We start from the raw sequence: 17,264 nt of genomic DNA on the forward strand, positions 1-17,264 counted from the left end.
CAAGGAACAATAATTAGTATACTGACTTTCTTCCTCTTGGTCAATGCTTTTTTTGAAGAAAATTCTTAAGAAAAGGTTTAGTCACTTTCAAAGCCCTCAACCAGTGCGTCTATAACCTTTTTTGTTTCTTCCCAATCATCATTAATCACAACGGTTGCATCATTTTTCAAGATTTTTGGAAGGGCGAGGTCTCTTTTGAATTCAGTTGAGTGCAATCTTTTTTGGATTGCTGCTGATTGGTCGCCCCTCTTTTCAAGACGTTTTTCTAGTACCGTAACGTCAGAGACCGTGATGTACCAAAGCCAAGCTCTTTGCCCGAGCTCTTGGCGATACGTCGCGGCACCCTTTGTGTCCAATACAATGGAAATCAATTGATTTTGTTGCCAACCAGCAAGCAATCCCTCGTGAGAGGAACCGTATTGATGACCTGAGTATTCGACTTTCTCTAAATAATGGTTCTTTTTGAAGGAAGTTGGGCTTTCAAAATAGTAATCGCGACCGTTTATTTCACCAGTTCGCATTTGGCGAGTGGTATGGGTAATCACTTGTGGAATTCCCCACCGTTTTTTTAAATAAGAAGCAACCGAACTTTTACCGGCCCCAGCCGGTCCCATCAGTACAATGACACGCTTTTCCATTACTTTTTAACTCCTTTATTATTGGCCTATTCTACCATTAAAAATCGACAAGCGAAAAGTGACCTGCTACAATAGTAACCAATATTAGAAAAAAGTGAGAAAAAACATGAATCTTGTGAAACGTGCCTTCCAAAAGGAATCAGTGGAAGGTTACTTGGAAAAAGACGGCCAAATGGCCCGTGTCTTATCGACTAAGGACTTGATTGGCTTGGGCGTTGGAACCGTTATCGGATCTGGAATTTTCATTCTACCCGGACATGAAGCTGCAAACAACGCCGGTCCGGCCGTTGCCATCGCCTTCCTACTCGCTGCCGTCTTTTCTGGCATTTGCGGCATGGCCTTTGCAGAGTTCTCTTCTGCCATGCCCGTTGCCGGTTCCGCCTACTCATATGGCTCTGTCATTTACGGTGAAGTCATTGGCTGGGTACTCGGATGGTCGCTTATTTTGGAGTATTTCTTAGCTGTTTCAGCCATTGCAACCGGTTTTTCAGCCTATTTCAACTCACTGCTAAAAGAAGTTGGCCTTTCTTTACCACAGACGCTACAGGCGGGTCCTGAACAGGGAGGCTTCGTAAACTTAATGGCCGTCCTCGTCATTCTTGTGGCTACCTTCATTCTTTTTGCCGGATTATCCCAGTCAAAGAAAGTCGAGAACGCCGGCGTTGTTTTGAAGGTTGGTATCATTTTACTCTTCATTGTTGGGGGTCTTTTCTTTATTAAACCTGCTAATTACGCTGACTTTTATCCTAAGCAATTCCAAACTGGTCTTTGGGGCCTAGGCGGAATTACGGCAGCAACCGCATCAATCATCTTCTCCTTCCTTGGCTTTGATACCATTGCTGCCCATGCTGCAGAAGTAAAGAACCCGACAAAAACCATGTCACGTGGTATTCTCGGGACGGTTGTCATTTCGTCAACACTTTACACGCTGTTTGCCATTGTATTGACGGGAATTGTTAATTATAAAAAATTAGGTGTTGATGATCCTGCTGCCTTCGCCTTGCAAACGATTAAGCAGACGCAGTTTTCCGTCGTGATTACAATTGGTGCTTTGATTGGAATGTTCACAGCCATCCTGGCTTTGATTTTCGCCTCATCACGACTAGCCTACTCATTCGGCCGTGATGGTTTGATGCCTCGCACTCTCGGAAAAGTCAATCGACAACATCTTCCTAAAAACGCCATTATCTTGGCCGTTGTGGTTGAATCAGTTCTGGCCGGTTTTATTCCACTTTCCACGTTAACAAACCTAATTAACATTGGTACCTTAACCGCCTTCATGTTTATTTCCTTCGGCGTTCTCTTCCTACGTCGCCGAAAGGATTTGAAGCACAATGGTTTCAAAATGCCTCTTTATCCAGTATTACCTGCTGTTTCAGCGGCTCTATCGCTCTTCTTAATTATTCGCCTGCCATTGGCTACCTTGAAGCTGTACCTCGTCTGGGTCATCATTGGCTTACTTTGGTACTTCCTATACGGCATTAAGCATTCTGCTATCAACCAAGACCAATAAGAATTCAAAAAAAGAATCCACGAAATGGATTCTTTTTTTTACAATTCAATTGAATTTTGGTTAGCAACCAAGCGCGCATAGGCGTCGGGCTCGATTTCATTGAGTACCGGTTTGATTTCGCCAATAACGGCAGCATAATCGAATTCATCATTGTACAACTTCGAAGCCTTCTGTAAGGCTTGCGCCATTTGGCCATTCTCGTCCACATAGCGACTGGCATATTGCATAAGGGCAACGGACAAGTCTGCCTGCTCCGCAACGACTTTTGCTTCTTCTTTCAATGTATCCAAGTCAGAAGAAACAATGTTAACTTGACGTTGGACGGCGTCCAAATCAACCTGTGAGGCGTTTACCGCTGTATCAAGACGGGCCATTTCGTCCGATAGAGCAAAGAAATGATCCAAGAAAAGCTTGGGAAGGCCTGGTAAATCACGACGTTCGAGCGAACGTTTCAAGTCCTTCAACTGGCCGATGTAGTCATCTGAATAGGTTTTAGCAGATTTCAAAGCCGGTTGGAAAGCCTCAATTTGCTTATACAGTGCCACTTGATCCCGGTCCAGCTCCCGCATCACCGTTAACCACTTTTCTTGACGAGCAACGGCTTCCGAATAAGTCATGGTTTTATCTGACAAAGCTGACGACACTTCCTGTTGGCCAGTTACTAAGTCTTCAATTTCCTTAGCATATCCCTGTTGTTGACCATCTTCATCATTAGCAAATTGAAAGCGTCCTTTGAGGTAAGCCAATTCAATCATCAAGGAATGGTTTTGTTCTGAAATTCGGTCAAAGGCTTCTTGGACGACTTCTTGCTGCTTAAAATACAGTCGGTAGGCATTTAATTCTTTTTCCAAAACATCATACAAATCCTGGATTTCTTGATTAAGACGCAACTGCAAATCAGTTGCTTCCTTCATTTTAAGTGATTCAAGCGCATCAAGCGCTTTTAATCGATCCTGATCAATTCTTTCCAAATCGGCTTGAACAAGCTGATTGTCAAAAATAACCCCACGTTTCTCTAAATCAGCCTTACCTGAAACAATCTCTTGAATCTGTTCAATAAATTTTTGGTTCAATTGTACAAAAATTAACGGAATTGACTGCAAATAGTGCGTCAACTGCCCTGCTTCCATACCGAGTGTTTCAAAGACTTCAGAGGCCTCAACGGCTTCACCCTGCTCAACCAAATCCAAATAACGTTGATAGTTATCTTCGCCATCTTTAACAAAGTCGATAAGGGCCTTGGCTGAAGGACCAAAGTTCTCAGGTTCGTCCTCAATGCGTTTCGAGATAACAGCACGTTCCTCATGCAATTGATGAATAATCGCGTGATGACGTTCATTTTGCTTATAAAGATTATTCAAGCCATCTTTAATACTTGCCTGTACTTGAGCAGCTTCCTTCGTCAACGCTAAGAGTTTACGCAAGGAATGCTTCGTTGCCCAGACGTTTAACCCAGCAGTTTTTCGCTCCGCCTCTACGCGTACTTGATCCATTTGTGCAAAAAGCGTCTTCTTTAAATAGGAATACTGTCCTTGAATCGCTTCATATTCTTTCAACGCCTGCCCAGACAATGAAATCTTTTTAGCCTCTTTAATTGATTGGTCAACATGCTCATTCAAGAGGGCCTTTTTGGCTAATTCAAAATCAGCCACTTGTCCGGCGGCCTTACGCTGCTCCATAATTGCCCAAGAAACCGCTGCAAAAACGAGCAGTACAAGCATAATTCCAATGATAATCCACATGGTGTTGCCCTCTTCTTATCTCTAATCTTCTACCACAACTTTACACTATTTCATTAATAATGCTTACTTCAATAAAAGCTTTTAGACTTTTCTTAACTTTTTACCTAAGTAAAGTAGGAAGAAAGGCGGTCCATTCTTTCTAAACCTTGCCATCGCAACTTCTAACTGGTATACTTATCAGAGTTGTATTGGTAGCAGTCTGCAAAGAAGCGCGTCAACAACGTCCCAACTCGTTAGTAAGAACTGAGCTACGGTTTCTGAGAAACGAATCAATCGACGTTGCACGCATCTGGTGCAGGCCCTCAAATGTACAGCAAACTACATTTTGGAGGACATATATATGTCACGTTATACTGGACCAAAGTGGCGTGTTTCACGTCGTTTAGGTGTTTCTCTTTCAGGAACTGGTAAGGAATTGGCACGTCGTGCCTACGCCCCTGGTGACCACGGACAAGGTCGTCGCGGTAAGGTTTCTGAATATGGTGTTCAACTTCGCGAAAAGCAAAAGTTGCGCTTTACTTATGGTTTGACTGAACGTCAATTCCACGGTTTGTTCAACAAGGCTGGTAAGATCCGCCAAGGTACTCACGGTACCAACTTCATGATCTTGCTCGAACGTCGTTTGGACTCATTGGTTTACCGTCTCGGTTTGGCAACGACGCGCCAACAAGCACGTCAGTTGGTTAACCACGGCCACATCTTGGTTGACGGCAAGCGCGTTGATATCCCTTCATACGAAGTGGTACCTGGCCAAGTGATCTCTGTTCGTGAAAAGTCAAAGAACATCGTTCCTATCCAAATCGCCATCGAATCAGTGGTTTCACGTCCACAGTTCGTTGAATTCGATAAGGAAAAGTTGGAAGGTAAGCTTGTTCGTTTGCCAGAACGTGAAGAACTTGATGCCGACATCAACGAAGCTTTGATCGTCGAATACTACAACCGTTTGGGATAATTTTTTATCACAATTGGTTGTTTCAAAAAGTCGCTGCAATGCAGCGGCTTTTTTGTATCTACTATTCTTTTTACGTATAATAGACGGCAGAAGAAACAAAGGAGTATGCACATGGATGTCAACGAACGACTCGAACAAAACCAAACAGGTAACGGCCCTAGCCTTAAGCCTGACGAGAAACGACTCTATCTAGGTACCTATCGTGAGCGAGTGATTTTGGCAATCAAAACCTCCCAAGTTAATTCTGAACAAGCCAAACAGGTGTTAGCCGATAAATTAACACAATACCCAAACGCCACACTGCTAATCGACCAGAATCACGCGGGTGCTGCTTACATTGATTATTTACAACTTGCCATTAAATCAGGTAATCAGTATTCATTACTTTCAAATAACGAAACAAGCAAGCAAACTGAAGATCCCTATGCGATTGTCTTAGCTGACCACGGGGCAGTTAACCTTGAACACATTGAACTCTAAGAAAATCGTTTCTAAAGTGATACTTTTATATAAGTCTGCTTATTTAATAGCAAGAAAGGACAACCATGACCGGACAAAAACCACTAGCTTACCGAATGCGTCCACAAAAAATCGACGACATCGTTGGGCAACAAGACCTGGTCGGTCCAAATAAAATTATCTGGCGTATGGTTGAAGCCAAGCGACTGTCCTCTATGATTCTCTATGGACCACCAGGAACAGGAAAGACATCCATTGCCTCTGCTATCGCCGGTTCAACAAACTTTGCCTTTCGTGCTCTCAATGCGGCAACTGATTCTCAAAAAGATTTACAAGCCGTTGCAGAAGAGGCCAAAATGTCTGGCACTGTTGTTTTACTACTTGATGAAATTCATCGTTTAAACAAGGTGAAGCAGGACTTTCTTCTCCCCCATCTCGAATCGGGCGCGATTATTTTAATTGGGGCAACAACTGAAAACCCATACCTGAACGTCACCCCAGCCATTCGGTCCCGAACCCAAATTTTTCAGGTTCATCCGTTGGCAACAGCGGATATTAAAAAAGCCATTGACCGAGCACTGGCTGATTCAGAAAACGGTCTTGGTCACTATCCTGTCCAAATCACGGATGAAGCCAAAGAACACTTGGCACAAGCAACCAATGGTGATCTTCGATCTGCGCTCAATTCACTCGAACTGGCCGTTCTTTCCACAAAAGAAAACAAAAAAGGTGTGATTCCGATTACGCTCGAAGTAGTGGAAGAAACGTCTCAAAAACAAGCCTTAGTGGCAGACAAAGACGGAGACGCCCACTATGATGTTATTTCTGCTTTGCAAAAGTCCATCCGCGGCTCTGATGTTGATGCCGCCCTTCACTATACCGCTCGATTAATTGCAGCAGGCGATTTACCCATCTTAGTTCGACGTCTGACGGTGATTGCTTATGAAGACATCGGTTTGGCCAATCCAAATGCCGCCTTTCGTGCCGTTACAGCAATTCAGACAGCCGAAAAATTAGGCTTACCTGAGGCACGGATTCCGCTAGCCAATGCTGTGATTGAGCTGGCCCTTTCACCAAAGTCGAACGCTGCTTACAAAGCAATGGATGCCGCCTTAGCGCAAGCCAGCCGCTCCAAGGCCCAAAAGATTCCCGCCCATCTTCGGGACGCTCATTATTCCGGTGCGTCCAAGCTCGGCCACGGAAATGACTATGTTTATCCGCACGACTTTGATAATGATTGGGTGGCTCAGCAATACCTACCAGATGCCATTAAGAATGACCGTTACTTCCAGCCAAAGGGCAATTCGACTTTTGAACAACAGTTGAAAGACGTCAACGAAAATCTGAAGAAGAACCAAAGCAAGGGTTTGAAGAATGCCAAATGACTGTCAACATTGTCGAAACAAAATTCTAGGCATGTCAAGACTGTTTTTTTAAACATTTTTTTCTTATACTAGATACGAATACTTCGGTATACGCGTTGCTGCAATACCAGCTTTTTCCTTACAACCTTTTTATTAGGGCGAGAATCCCGAACGGAATGTCAAGCCTTCTCATTTGGTAGACATTTCTTAAGGTGCATCACCCACCTCGATAACTTCGAGGAAAATCTGAGCAGCGATTAACGGTACCAAGGAAGTATCGTAGGCATGACCTACGAGTCCACTTGCGGGTGGGCTTTTTTTATTGTTCTTTTTTCTTACTTTGGCTTATACTAGGGGCAAATAAGGAGGACAAAACCATGTCACAGTTTTACCAACAGATTCTCGTACCCATTGATGGATCAAAGGAGTCCGAAGCTGCCTTACACCGTGCCATTACATTAGCAAATGCTGATGGCAAAAAGACAAAAATCATGCTCGCCAACGTGATTGATACACGGGCCATCCATAACATTTCCGCCTTTGACAATTCCATGATTGACACCGTCACTGAAGACGCAAGGCAAATGCTTGAAAAGTATCAGCAACAAGTAAAAGACGCCGGGATTGAAACGGTTGATTACCGTATCGATTACGGTTCACCAAAGGCACTTCTAGCCCACGATATCCCGGAAGAAATTCATGCCGACCTGGTCATCATCGGTGCCACCGGTTTAAATGCCGTGGAACGACTAGTCGTTGGTTCTGTCACTTCTTATGTCACTCGAATCAGCCAAGTGGATGTGCTTGTTGTCCGCGAAAAATAACCAAAAAAAGAAGACCTAACGGTCTTCTTTTTTTTTACTTTTTTTGCCCATTGAAGGTTCCGACTTTTTCTTCACCTAATGACTCGAATGAATATGAAATCTCCTTGGACTTCTTATAAGCATCGAATCCATACTGCACAAGCAAATCAGCTAGTTTAGCATTGTCGATGTCGGAATAGTCCCAAAGGCGCTTAAACAAAGACATGTTAGTAAAGCCAGGTAACGTATTAGGTTCCCCTAGATACGGCACGTTGTCTTCATCAATCAGAAAGTCCATTCGGGCCTCTCCCTGCAAGTTCAGTGCACGGTATGCCTTGGCTGACATTTCTTTGATTTCTTGCGTAACGGCTGCTGGTAACTTTGCTGGAATTTCAAAGGCAACGGAAGAGTTATCAACGAACTTAGAATGGTAATCATACCAGCCCTTGCCATCACCACCCTGATCGGGTACCTGGTGAGCCCCGATTTCAGAAACCAGAATCTCATCGTTTCCAATGACACCAACTTCCAACTCCCGTGGGCCGTTAACGGCCGCTTCCACCAAAACTTTGTGGTCATATTGGAAAGAATCCTTCAAAGCTGCCTCAAATTCGGCTTCATTTTCTGCACGGGAAATACCAACTGAAGAGCCTTGGTTCGCCGCCTTAACAAAGACAACAGACCCCAACTCTTGTTGCACCTTTGCCCAAGTTAATGGTTGCTTATCAAAAGCATAAGTCACCAGGTACTTTGTATTCCGAATGTTATTCTGAGTCAAAATTTCCTTCGTCAGCACCTTATCAAATGAAACAGCATGGCCACGGAGAGCAGCGCCAACAAAGGGCTTGTCCAACAAACGGAACAGTCCTTGTAAGGTCCCGTCTTCTCCTAGATTACCGTGAACAACGGGGAAGAAAATATCAATCGCTGGCAGTGTTTCTAAGGCCTTGATGGGTGACAAAATCCCCTGTTCCTTCAATTCTGCCATGTAGGAATCAACCAATGGCTGTTCCTCTTCTTGCATCATGATTTTCATGGAACGGTCGGGATCCAAAAAATAACCATTTTGGGCAATTGCGACAACCGAAAGAGCGTACTTTCCAGTTTTTTCTAATGCCTTATAGTAATTATACGCAGAACGCTTTGAAACATCGTGTTCCGAAGAATTTCCACCAAAGAGTAAAACGACGTGTTGTTTTGCCATAACCTTTTTCCTTTTCTACAATCAAGTTGATGAGTAACGTTTATGAAAGATAGTTTTTCGTATTTTGGGCATATTCCCAAATAATTTCGGGAGAAGCAGTTGGCCCATAAGCCAAAATTTGTTGAAAAAAATCCACCCGGTTATATAACATTTGCCAGCTCGCCCGACTTTGAGCAAAGGGTTCGTTAACCAAGTCCTGTCGCCAAAGCTTTAACGTTAACAAAAAATAATCGGCATACAACTGGTGTTGCTTGCTTAGTTGCAGCACGGTACCGACTAAGCGACCCATTTCGCCCATTGTTAACGGCGTATTAATGGTTCGCATGTTGGTCATTAAGCAGGCCAAAAGGTAGAGTTTATCCGCCCTTTTTAAGTCTTTTCGTTCAAAAAGTAAGCCAAGGACATTAGCTAGATGGGTATAACTATGAACCCAACCGTGTTCTTCAACAAAACCACGTGTATCTTTTTCAGCAAGGAGATAAATCCCAATTTGAAAGAGAATGTGCTCTAAAAGCTTATTTGAGATGAAAGGGTCTGCTCGAACAGCGTCCTCATTCAACAAAATAGCTAAAACAGCGAGGCAATACGAACGGTAATAAGCTGCTTCGTTTTCTTCTTCCAACAGATGATCAAACAGTCGGTTATCGGCCATTAGTTCCTCAGTGAGCCAAATCATCTGAGCCTTGCTTAGATGCCCGTTTTGAATGGCGTTCCCTAAAAAGAAGAAAGTGCCTGTATCACGAACCGATTCATCCGGTGAAGAAAGTAAGGCAACAAAGCGACGTAAATCAGCATCCTCAAGATAAGCAACCTGCCCTTCTTCAAGCTGATTCCACTGTTTTTGGTAGGTGGTCATTTGCGCCAAAGATTCATCGGCCCCCAGTACGGGTGTAACCGGCGTCGCCTTTTCATAAACCAGTTCTTCACGAATCGCCCGCAGTAAGTCAGGCAAAGACTCGAATAAATCGCCGGCATGGAGTTGTCGAAGTAAAATGCTTTGTTTTTCTGCAATCGTTGTTAATTGATTCATACAGCAACCTTAGAGAGAGAAATCATTTGATTCGTTAAAAGTACGACTTTGCTGCTGATAAGACATCGACATAACCAAACCAACCCCTATCATATTTGACAGCAGTGACGATCCCCCCTGCGAGATAAATGGCAATGGAATACCAGTAAGCGGAAGTAAACCAATGTTCATCCCAATATTTTCAAATACGTGGAAGAGCACCATGACAACAACACCAGTGGCGATGTAGGCGTAAAATGAGTTTCGCACTTTAAAAGTCACTCGAATCATTAAGTAAAGCAAAAGAAAATAAACCACAATCAAAAAGGCGCCACCGACAAAACCAAAGGATTCTCCCATAACGGAAAAAATCATATCCGATTCACGGACTGGGACAAAGACTTTCATGTTACCGAAACCAGAACCAAAAAGCTGTCCTGAGCCAATGGCCTTCAAATTCTGATAAGTCTGATAACCTGTATCAGAGGTATCCTGACCGGGATGTAGCCATGCATCAATTCGAGCAAATTGATAAGCCTGAAAGCCAAACGCTCCTAGAATACTGCGTCCGATGGACGAAGTCACCAAGAAAAGCATGCCACCGCCAAGCGTACCGGCAGCAATCAAGATTGGTCCAAGAATGCGCCAAGTAACGCCAGAAACAATGGTAATACCACCTAAAATAGCAATGAAAACCAGAAGCGTTCCCAAATCGTTTTGCAAGGCAATCAAAAGCGCAATTGGCAAAAAGACGCCAACCATTTTTCCAATCAATAACCAATCAGAATCCGTCGTGTGCTCTGGATAAAGTCGATTGTGATTGGCAACCACCTTCGACAACATCAGGATGAAAGCAGGCTTGACCACCTCAGAGGGCTGCAGTGAAACTGGTCCAAAAGCAATCCAAGACTTGGCCCCAGCGGAAGCTGCTAACGCACGGTTATAGAAAAAGAGCACGCCAATCAATAGGACAATCCCTAGACCATAGGCGATTGGTGCTAGCCGCCAAAGTTGAAAAGCATCGAATCGCATAATAAAGGCAATCATTACTCCTCCAACCGCCCAATAAAGCAGCTGCATAATAATTGCCCGAAGGGGCGAAGCATCTTTCCCACCGTTTAAAATGGCAAAGTATAGTGAATAAAGGCCGATTAACATCAGCAAAATCAATACCAGAATCATCCCCCAGTCAAGCTCTGAGGCAGATGTTCGATTCGATTGATGAGCAGCTCTACGTTGCATCATGTTCTCCCTTATTGTGAAGTCATTATGTACAAAAACCCCTTGCCGAAGCAAAGGATTCTTTTAAAAATTAATAGTAAAGGTTATAGGAAGCCAACATGGTTTGCAAAGCTTCATCCTCAGATTGTGCCGCAGCAATCACAACTTGCTTGCCCAATGTCCCAACAAAGGAACCTTGGTTTTCTTCAATCTGACCGATTTCTTGATCATCAACGAATACCTTCAAAAGCTTATCTTCATTTTTTAGCGAAACAGCAAAGCTCTGATTTTTCTTTGACATTCAAAAACTCCTTAACCCTTAGCCTTCATGTGTTCAAGCAATGCACCCGTTCCCTTTGCGACATTATCCAAAGGTGATTCTGCGATGAAAACAGGCACTTCAAGACGGTCAGCCAAGAACTTATCAATTCCGTCAAGCAATGCACCACCACCCGTCAACATGATACCACGGTCAATGATATCCGCTGCCAATTCAGGTGGCAACTTTGACAAAGCCAAGTGAGCAGCATCGGCAATCTGAGCCAACGTTTCATGAAGGGCAGTTTCAATCTCGTTTGCATTAACCGTAATGGTCTGTGGCATTCCCTGGAAGTTATCACGACCACGAACCGCCATCGTCTTTGGTTCTTCGGATGGCAATGCCGAACCGATTTCAATCTTAATCGTTTCAGCTGAGCGCTCTCCCACCACTAAGTTATGTTCGCGCTTCAAGTAGTTAACAATATCAATGTTCATGCGGTCACCCGCAACACGGATAGACTCGGAAACAACAATATCACCAAGTGACAAGATGGCAATATCAGAAGTTCCACCACCCATATCGATAACCATTGAACCAACTGGCTTGAAGATATCAAGTCCGGCACCAATAGCGGCAACCTTTGGTTCGTAGTCCAAATAAACCTTTGCACCACCGGCCTTTTCGGCTGCTTGGATGATTGCCTTACGTTCAATTTCAGAAATGTTGGTTGGTGCGCAGATCATGATGTTTGGCTTTGACATAAAGCCTTTCACGTTCAACTTGTTCACAAAGTATGTCAACATCGCTTCCGTGATGTCAAAGTCAGAAATGACGCCATCCTTCAACGGACGAACGGCCCGAATGTTTCCTGGTGTACGGCCAACCATCCGATAAGCTTCAGCACCGACAGCCAACACACGATCTGTCTTATCGTCAACGGCAACAACGGATGGCTCATTCAAGACCACGCCTTCGCCTTCAACATAGATCAATACATTGGCTGTTCCCAAATCAATTCCAATATCTCTTGCCATGGTTCATTTTCTCCAAAATATAGGTTACCTGAGGAGAGTCAAAATACTCCCCTACAATCCTTTCGATTATACCATATTTGGAGCTAAGAAAGACCAACTTTCAGGCGAAAGATAAGGATTTCTTAAGGGTTCTTGGTCAAAAAGCAATGATTATTTCCTAACACAAACGACCTCCATTACCGTGCCAACGTTATTGAAAATACGGCGGCCGCTCCCGCACTTTTTAATCGCGCCGACGCATGATAAAGGGTTCGCCCCGTCGTATAAACATCATCAACTAACAGGATCCGTCGCCCCCTAATCCGTGGTTCCATTCCTTCTTTAAATTCAAAGGGTTGTGTCGTTTGAAGTCGATCGACTCGTGTTTTAGATGACTGATCGACTTTATGATTGTCAGAAACGGTCAGTGGTTCAAGAAATCCCTTACTGATTGGAATAAAAACATGCACTTGGTTGAAACCGCGTGTTTGCAGCCGCTGACTACTGATGGGGATGGACGTAACCATATCAATCTTCTCAGCACGCACTCGTCGACAGATGTGTTTTCTCATTCCACCTTTAAACAACACACGCAACCGATAATCACCAATAAACTTGTAGCGCGCCATGTAATCCTTCATTTGCTGGTTATAAACATAAAGCGCCCGATTTTCAATCAGTGTCTCTCCCTTGTCCTGCCAGGTTTGACAATCCTGACAAAGTCTTGCATCCCCGCTCATTCGACCACAGCCCGGACAGATTGGACCAGTAATCTCCTGAAATTTTTGCAAACAAGTCTGACAAAATTGCTCTTGTGCGCCCCGATAACCAGTTAATAAGGTGAGTAAGGTTAATTCGCTTGTGAGCGATTGCTGACACAGTAAACATTGTTCCATCAATCCATCCCTGCTTTTTCATTTAATAGTCGAATCTCTTTTTGGGCCGCGCGAATCGTACGGGCTGGTCCAGAAGCCACCGCGAACACTACCCCTTCTGTTGCAACACGCGAGCGCCCGACACGACCAGCCATTTGTAATAAGGCCTCTTTTGTAAAAGTCGGATCATCCGCCCCCAATATCACAACTTGTAATTTCGGTAGCGTCACTCCCCTCTCAAGGATGGTTGTGCTCACTAAGTAACGGTAATGGCCGGCACGCATGTCCGCTACTTTTTTCAAACGATCCGGGTCGTTGGCATGAACCGTAGTACCGTTACTAGGGACCATGGCAGTGACGTGTCTAAAAACAGGGATTAAATGACGAACCTTTGGAACAAAGATGATGAATGGTAACTCCTGTCGTTCAAATCCAAGTAACAACTGTTTTAATCGCCTGGAGAACCGTTTCTCCCAATTTGCATGAACATGTAACGTAATCTCAGGAAGGTGCTGCCCATGGAAGCGTTCAGGTAGCATAAGTAACCGCCCGCCTCGTTCTTTGACCTTGTCAAGGAGTCGTTTGGAGGGCGTGGCCGTCAACATGACCAGATGCCCGCTACTCTTTACTGACCGCCTCACAGCGCGTTCCAAAAGGCGATTACCGCGGTATGGAAAGGCATCCACTTCATCAATAATCAATAGATCAAAGGCCTGGTAAAAACGCAATAATTGGTGGACAGTTCCAAGCACTAATTGACTATATCGGTAGGGTTCTTCTTGTTCACCATATAAAACCTGTAATGATACCGAAAAAGCCGCTTGTATTCGGGGAGCAAGTTCCAGCACTACATCAACTCTTGGTGAAACAAAGCCAACGCGTAGCCCCCGTTTTAATGACTGTCCAATTAACGGAAAAAGCATCTCGGTCTTGCCAGCACCTGTTACTGCCCATAACAGCTGGTCGACTCCTTCGCTGTAATTCTTAATCAGCTGGCAACTAATCTTTTCCTGTTTTGCAGTTAGTTGACCGTTCCAATGCATCGTGCCAACTGTTTCAAAGTCATTTGGCTCCGGCACCGTTAGTAACTTATCCAGTGTGGACACACGTCCTATCGTTAAACAGTCCAAACAATAGCTTTGCTTCCCATGTAGCGTGGCCCTTGTTCGACCACCACAACGGCCACAGCGCCCTTTCAGTAGAGAGGGCATCGCCACAGTACCTTCGGGACATTCGCGTGCTTTTGGCCAGGTTACTAACCGACCATAAAATTCCTCTAAGTTCATTTGTTCATCCCATCCATCCTAAAGCAGTTCGCATCCGATTGCTTCATGTTATAATACGAAATATGGCAGACTTTTACTTACTAAAACCCCAGGAAGGTCACTGGGAACAAACAATTAAAAAATCAGACTTCTTGATTTACCTTGCGCGGGTCAATAGCGAAGAAGAAGCGAAAGAAAAAATCGAACAGGTCAATAAAGAACATTACAAGGCCACTCACAACGTCTTTGCCTACGTTATTGGTGATAACGATGAGATCAAGCGTTACTCCGATAATGGTGAACCATCCGGCACAGCCGGTGTTCCGATGCTAGAAGTTCTCCAGAAGCAAGGCGTTCACAACGTCTTGGCCGTTGTCACTCGCTATTTCGGGGGAATTAAGCTTGGAGCAGGTGGCTTAATTCGTGCCTACGCCGGGACGACAGCCCAAGGCCTTGAAGCCCTTGGATTGGTTGAACGGCTCAATCGGACCGTGCTTGAGCTAACCGTTGATTACGCCAATAATGACGAATTAACCTACTGGATAAAGGAGGAAGCCTATCCCCTGATTGACACGACTTTTGATACCGCTGTCCATCACCAAGTGGCCGTCGACCCAAATACTATAAAAACTTTCGAAGAAACCCTTACAAACCGCTTTGCAGGGCGCATTACCTTTAAAAAGATTGGCGAGAGTTACTTGGAAATTCCAAAAAAGTAGGTTATAATAACATAGTTCGCGCGGTTGGTGTAATGGATAGCACGCAAGATTCCGGTTCTTGCAATCCGGGTTCGACTCCCGGATCGCGCATACTATGAAAATAAAAAGAGGAAGAGCAAACAGCTCCTCCTCTTTTTATTTTGTCATCAAATGATGCCAGGCACAGCCCTGATCGTGGCCATTATGAATGCCAACAGCTTGCAACAGCGATTCAACGACGACTGGACCCGTAAAGGAGAAGCCAGCATCCTTAAGCGCTGCTGAAACCTCCTTTGATAAAGTCGTGCTGGCCGGTAACTTTTCCCCATCTTCAGGACCAATATCGACACTTTTCCCTTCTGTAAAGGACCATAAAAAGTCAATGAAGCGTCTTCCCTCCGCATGCCAGTTCACAATAATCCGTGCATTGTGGATGACCGCCTCAATCTTACGACGGTTTCGGATAATTCGAGGATCCTGCATGAGGGTTGCAATATCATCAGCACCAAAGGCGGCAACTCTCGCAATGTCATTGTTCGCAAAGTCTTCCTTCAAGGCCACACGCTTTTTTAAAACCGTCTGCCAAGACAACCCGGATTGAAACAGTTCCATCACCAAGTATTCAAAGGCTACCTGTTCGTCATGAACTGGTCGGCTATACTCTTTATCATGGTAATCAATCAGTTCCTGACTCAGCATCCCACTTGTCACCCAGCGGCACCGTTGCAACATCGTTCCCCTCCTTTTCAAACACCCTTGAACAGCTTTCAACTAATTATACGAAAACAAATAAAAAAACGCTCCATACGGAGCGTTTTTTTAAAGCAATTACTTTGCTTGAATTGCTTCACGAGCTTGTGCTGACAAATTGTAGAAGGCGTGAATACCCTTGTACTTTGACGTGTCACCAAGCAATTCTTCGATACGAATCAATTGGTTGTACTTTGCAATACGGTCAGTACGTGACATTGAACCAGTCTTGATTTGGCCAGCGTTTGTGGCAACAACCAAGTCAGCGATGGTCGTGTCTTCCGTTTCACCTGAACGGTGAGAAACGATTGCCGTGTAACCAGCTTCCTTAGCCATTTCGATGGCATCCAAAGTTTCAGTCATCGTACCAATTTGGTTAACCTTGATCAAGATTGAGTTAGCGGCACCCATGCGGATTCCCTTAGCCAAGTATTCAGTGTTTGTAACGAAGAAGTCGTCACCAACCAATTGAACCTTCTTGCCAAGTTCCTTCGTGATTTCAGCCCAGTCATCCCAGTTGTTTTCGTCGATAGGATCTTCGATTGAGATAATTGGGTAACGGTCTGCCAAGTCTTCCAAGTACTTAATGAAGTCTGCCGTAGCAAATTCTTCCTTCGTTGACCAGCGCAAAACGTACTTTTGCTTTTCAGCATCCCACAATTCAGAAGAAGCAACATCGACAGCGATGGCGATGTCCTTACCTGGCTTATAGCCGGCACCTTCAATGGCCTTGATCAAGTACTGCAATGGTTCTTCGTTGTTAGCGAAGTCAGGAGCAAATCCACCTTCGTCACCAACTGAAGTAGCCTTGCCGTCAGCGGCCAACAACTTCTTCAATTCGTGGAAAGTTTCTGAACCATAACGGATGGCTTCCTTGATTGAAGGAGCACCAACAGGCATGATCATGAATTCTTGGAAATCAACCTTGTTATCTGAGTGTGCACCACCGTTGATAACGTTCATCATTGGCGTTGGCATCACGTATGAGTTCATACCACCAATGTATGAGAACAAAGGCATACCCAATTCATCGGCAGCTGCACGAGCAGCAGCGATTGAAACGGCCAAGATGGCGTTGGCACCCAACTTACCCTTGTTAGCCGTTCCATCCAAATCGATCATTGCTTGGTCGATGGCACGTTGGTCAGTTACGTCGAACTTACCAACCAAAGCCTTGGCGATTGGACCGTTAACGTTGGCAACAGCCTTCGTAACACCCTTACCACCGAAACGGTTCTTGTCACCGTCACGCAATTCAACAGCTTCGTGTTCACCAGTTGAGGCACCGGATGGCACGATACCACGTCCGAAACCACCAACTTCAGTGATTACTTCGGCTTCAACCGTAGGGTTTCCACGGGAATCCAGAACTTCACGTGCAATAATATCTGAAATCAAAGACATTTAGTTGTTCTCCTTTTGTCTGTGGGTTATTCAATAAATAATTCCACTTAAAGTATACCACCCTTATTTAGCAAATTGAACAGTAAACTAGA

At 44.5% G+C, this 17,264-nt stretch carries 17 protein-coding genes and 1 tRNA gene; 7 read left to right on the forward strand and 11 right to left on the reverse strand.

From position 1 onward, the window contains the following. Positions 1–77 precede the first annotated feature (77 nt). Entirely contained in the window at positions 78–638 is a 561-nt protein-coding gene (locus tag IV71_RS01840; protein ID WP_010690426.1) for a guanylate kinase, read from the reverse strand. A 106-nt stretch (positions 639–744) separates the two neighbouring features. Between IV71_RS01840 and IV71_RS01845 the strand changes: the two genes are divergently transcribed. Further along, on the forward strand, positions 745–2,151 hold the full coding sequence (locus IV71_RS01845) for an APC family permease (RefSeq protein WP_010690427.1): 1,407 nt from the start codon (positions 745–747) through the stop codon (positions 2,149–2,151). Between the two features lie 38 nt (positions 2,152–2,189). On the opposite strand, the gene IV71_RS01850 is transcribed toward IV71_RS01845, so the two are convergent. Continuing rightward, on the reverse strand, positions 2,190–3,893 hold the full coding sequence (locus IV71_RS01850; protein ID WP_010690428.1) for a septation ring formation regulator EzrA: 1,704 nt from the start codon (positions 3,891–3,893) through the stop codon (positions 2,190–2,192). A gap of 340 nt (positions 3,894–4,233) precedes the next feature. Between IV71_RS01850 and rpsD the strand changes: the two genes are divergently transcribed. The 4 genes from rpsD (at position 4,234) to IV71_RS01870 (ending at position 7,492) form a co-directional block, all read left to right on the forward strand. After that, positions 4,234–4,845: a 30S ribosomal protein S4 gene (gene rpsD, locus IV71_RS01855; RefSeq protein WP_056995000.1), complete on the forward strand. Its 612-nt coding sequence runs from the start codon at positions 4,234–4,236 to the stop codon at positions 4,843–4,845. Between the two features lie 111 nt (positions 4,846–4,956). Next, complete coding sequence (locus tag IV71_RS01860; protein WP_010690431.1) at positions 4,957–5,325, forward strand: DUF1694 domain-containing protein; 369 nt, start codon at positions 4,957–4,959, stop codon at positions 5,323–5,325. Positions 5,326–5,390: 65 nt separating this feature from the next. Beyond that, positions 5,391–6,689, forward strand: a complete 1,299-nt coding sequence (locus IV71_RS01865; RefSeq protein WP_010690432.1) for a replication-associated recombination protein A — start codon at positions 5,391–5,393, stop codon at positions 6,687–6,689. 356 nt (positions 6,690–7,045) lie between these two features. Continuing rightward, positions 7,046–7,492, forward strand: a complete 447-nt coding sequence (locus IV71_RS01870) for a universal stress protein (protein ID WP_010690433.1) — start codon at positions 7,046–7,048, stop codon at positions 7,490–7,492. Between the two features lie 34 nt (positions 7,493–7,526). Here the strand turns inward: IV71_RS01870 and IV71_RS01875 are convergent, their stop codons facing one another. The 7 genes from IV71_RS01875 to IV71_RS01905 all read right to left on the reverse strand — a co-directional run bounded on the left by IV71_RS01875 (position 7,527) and on the right by IV71_RS01905 (position 14,341). Next, positions 7,527–8,675, reverse strand: a complete 1,149-nt coding sequence (locus IV71_RS01875) for a D-alanine--D-alanine ligase family protein (RefSeq protein WP_010690434.1) — start codon at positions 8,673–8,675, stop codon at positions 7,527–7,529. Between the two features lie 40 nt (positions 8,676–8,715). Beyond that, positions 8,716–9,705 carry a DUF2785 domain-containing protein gene (locus IV71_RS01880; protein WP_010690435.1) on the reverse strand — a complete coding sequence of 330 codons (990 nt, stop codon included), beginning with the start codon at positions 9,703–9,705 and terminating at the stop codon, positions 8,716–8,718. A gap of 9 nt (positions 9,706–9,714) precedes the next feature. Continuing rightward, on the reverse strand, positions 9,715–10,926 hold the full coding sequence (locus IV71_RS01885) for an FtsW/RodA/SpoVE family cell cycle protein (protein ID WP_010690436.1): 1,212 nt from the start codon (positions 10,924–10,926) through the stop codon (positions 9,715–9,717). A 70-nt stretch (positions 10,927–10,996) separates the two neighbouring features. Beyond that, positions 10,997–11,206, reverse strand: a complete 210-nt coding sequence (locus IV71_RS01890; protein ID WP_010690437.1) for a DUF2969 family protein — start codon at positions 11,204–11,206, stop codon at positions 10,997–10,999. A gap of 11 nt (positions 11,207–11,217) precedes the next feature. After that, a complete protein-coding gene (gene mreB / locus IV71_RS01895) occupies positions 11,218–12,201 on the reverse strand; it encodes a rod shape-determining protein (protein ID WP_010690438.1) in 984 nt (327 codons plus the stop codon). Positions 12,202–12,377: 176 nt separating this feature from the next. After that, entirely contained in the window at positions 12,378–12,971 is a 594-nt protein-coding gene (locus IV71_RS01900) for a phosphoribosyltransferase family protein (RefSeq protein ID WP_158534682.1), read from the reverse strand. A 104-nt stretch (positions 12,972–13,075) separates the two neighbouring features. Then, complete coding sequence (locus IV71_RS01905) at positions 13,076–14,341, reverse strand: helicase-related protein (protein ID WP_010690440.1); 1,266 nt, start codon at positions 14,339–14,341, stop codon at positions 13,076–13,078. 62 nt (positions 14,342–14,403) lie between these two features. On the opposite strand from IV71_RS01905, the gene IV71_RS01910 reads away from it, so the two are divergent. Beyond that, a complete protein-coding gene (locus IV71_RS01910; protein ID WP_010690441.1) occupies positions 14,404–15,039 on the forward strand; it encodes a YigZ family protein in 636 nt (211 codons plus the stop codon). An 18-nt stretch (positions 15,040–15,057) separates the two neighbouring features. Continuing rightward, a tRNA-Arg gene (locus IV71_RS01915) sits at positions 15,058–15,129 on the forward strand. A 45-nt stretch (positions 15,130–15,174) separates the two neighbouring features. Here IV71_RS01915 and IV71_RS01920 read toward each other — a convergent pair. Both IV71_RS01920 and eno read right to left on the reverse strand, forming a co-directional pair. After that, positions 15,175–15,750, reverse strand: a complete 576-nt coding sequence (locus tag IV71_RS01920; protein WP_010690442.1) for a DNA-3-methyladenine glycosylase I — start codon at positions 15,748–15,750, stop codon at positions 15,175–15,177. Between the two features lie 96 nt (positions 15,751–15,846). After that, the gene (gene eno, locus IV71_RS01925) at positions 15,847–17,172 is read right to left on the reverse strand and encodes a phosphopyruvate hydratase (protein WP_010690443.1); all 1,326 of its coding nucleotides are present in this window, start codon (positions 17,170–17,172) and stop codon (positions 15,847–15,849) included. Positions 17,173–17,264 lie beyond the last annotated feature (92 nt).

Origin of the sequence: Fructobacillus fructosus KCTC 3544, from assembly GCF_001438695.1 — a bacterium.
Lineage (GTDB): Bacteria > Bacillota > Bacilli > Lactobacillales > Lactobacillaceae > Fructobacillus > Fructobacillus fructosus.